At 64.0% G+C, this 2,410-nt stretch carries 2 protein-coding genes; both read right to left on the bottom strand.

The features are described 5' to 3' along the window. Positions 1–245: 245 nt before the first annotated feature. A complete protein-coding gene (locus ACTT8P_RS38130; protein ID WP_356688693.1) occupies positions 246–611 on the bottom strand; it encodes a hypothetical protein in 366 nt (121 codons plus the stop codon). Then, positions 608–2,410 (bottom strand): polymorphic toxin-type HINT domain-containing protein (locus ACTT8P_RS38125; RefSeq protein ID WP_442836376.1); only part of this gene is annotated, 1,803 nt, incomplete at its 5' end. The genes ACTT8P_RS38130 and ACTT8P_RS38125, both read right to left, overlap by 4 nt.

Below are 2,410 nucleotides of genomic sequence, written 5' to 3'. Positions count from 1 at the left end.
CCGAGACCGGACTCGGGCTGGAGCCTCCGTAACCCGTCACCCCACCCTTTCAACCTCAGCGTCAACTACTGCCGTCAGACCGCACTGGAGCCCTGCCAGGTGACACTTGGCAGGGCTCCAGATTTGCTGGCATAAATACGCCATCTATTGATGTGCTGCCACCGCGACCCATTGCGCACGCAACCTCACGGAGTCGCACCACATCACGTTGTTCACGGAGCTGAAATCGAGGGCGTCAACTCTCGCTATTCAGATTCCAGCACCAGAACATCTCTGCCGCGCTCATAGATTTCGATCGCACCAGGGGAATGGTCCATAAATTCCTCCCAGAACCCCGGGACTTGCCAGGCGGCAGGTGCCATCGTGAGCGATCCGTCCCACTCGGTGGAAATCGTCCACGATGGATGCATCTTCGGCTCGACCACTTCAAAGAGCCTCGAATCAAAGAGGGGTGGGAGTTCGCCTCTGCGGAACTCGATCCTGAAGTAGTTCGGCCCATCCGCCTGGCAGTACACCTCAAGGACCACGTACATCTGCCCCTGACGCAGGGCGTCCGCCCCCTGTCGAACACTCTGCTCGTGGCCTTCGGCGCCAGTGAACCTTACTTTCACGGGGCGCTCCCTCTGCGGTTCATGACGACCTTGTAGTCGTAGTCATACATGACCTCGCCGGACACTCGGTTCATGTAGTAGTGCACTTGATAGTCACCGTACGGGCTTTGGTGCGTTTCGGTGCTGTACTTGCCCCATTGTGAAGCTCCACCACGTTCTGCGAATCGAGCTTGAAGTTCCTTGTTCCCCATTTTTGTTCCAGGCATTGCCAATCTGGAACCGGCGATCGCATCGGGCGTCAACTGGCCGCCCTCCGTGAAAGGCGAGTTTGCTGACTCCAACCGCAACTTCTGTGCAAGCCTCTCCCCCTGAAGAGAGCCTGACGGGACATCACAGTTGCTGTTGTGAACAAGGACCGGTGTGGCCCCCGCCAGCACATAGTACGTATGCAGGTCGCTGACGGTCAGGTTGTGGACCGTCGCCCGCTGTACCGTCCACCGTTCGAGCGCCGTGATCTGGACGTACGTGCCGGCGCTGGTGCGCAGCCACTGGCCGGGCTTCAGGTCGGTGGCGTCGATCCACTCGCCCAGTTCGGGGACCCAGAAGGGGTGGGCGTCGGTGGCCGTTACCTCGGCGGTGGTGCCGTCGGGGGTGGTGATCTCGACCTTGACCAGGTGCTTGACACCCTTGCCGAGGATCTCGGCGGTGACCGTCTCCACGGCCGTCTCGCCGGTTTCCGGGTCGGTGGCCAGGACCTTGTCGCCGTTCTCGACGTCCTCGATGGGCTTGGTGGTGCCGTCCGCCATCAGGACGAGGGTGCCGGGCACGAAGCTGTTGGTCTTGCAGCCGATGCCCTCCCCGGAAGATCCTTCGGAGGACTCCCCCGAAGACTCCGACGACTCCTGGGTTTTCCCTGACGACTCGTCCTTGGCCCGGGCCTGCCGCGGCTTCGGCTCGGCCTTCTTCGCCGCCGTCTTCTGCATCTTCTGGACGGCGTTGCCCGTCTTCCGTACGGCTGCCTTCAGCTTGCGGGTGGCCGCCTCCTTGGCCTTCTTGCGCAGCTGGGCCGCTCGTTCGGCTGCCTTGCGTTTGGCTTCCTTTGCCTTGCGGGCCAGTTCGCGGGCCTTCTTGGCCATTTCGATGATCTTGCGGGCTTTTTCCTTGGCCTTCATCCAGGCGTTGATCGCGCTGGCGATCCGTGAGGCCGCCTTGAGGACCGAGGGGATCTTGCCGAGCTTGGCCCACGGGATGGCCTGGATGAAGAGGCTGCCGCAGGCCCACAGGTCGCCGCGGGAGAAGCAGCCGATCATGTCGTTCCAGCCGATGAAGTCCTTCAGCGCGGCCCAGCCGACCGAGAGGATGACGTCCGCCAGGGAGGTGTTCAGCTGGTTCTTCGCCCAGGCCTCCGCCGAGGCCGAGGGGCCGCCGTACTCGCTCGTGCCGCCCTCCGACGCCAGGCCCGTCGGGTCGGCGAAGGTGACCGGGTTGTTCTCGCAGTAGACGTAGCCGTTCATCTGGACCGGGTCGGCCAGGTCCAGGACCGGGTCGGCGGAGAGGAAGCGGCCCGTCTGCGGGTCGTACTCGCGGGCGCCCAGGTGGATCAGGCCGCTGCTCGCGTCGTCGCCACCGCCGACGTAGCTCCGGTGGGAGCGCCACGTCGTCGCCTCGGTGCGCTCCGCGCCGAACGGGTCGGTCTTGGAGAACCTCACCTTGTTGCCCGACCCCAGCTCCACATTGGCGTACGCGGTGCCGTTCTGGTCGGTGATCTGGACGGACAGGGAGGAGGCGCTGGTGCCCTGCGCGTAGCGCATCACCGTGGGGGCGCCCGCCTGGGAGTAGTAGCGCTCGGTGTAGGCGGG

Origin of the sequence: Streptomyces sp. JW3 (genome assembly GCF_052216785.1) — a bacterium.
Lineage (GTDB): Bacteria > Actinomycetota > Actinomycetes > Streptomycetales > Streptomycetaceae > Streptomyces.
The sequence above is the reverse complement of the archived record's forward strand: the minus strand, read 5'-3'. Positions and strand labels throughout refer to the sequence as shown.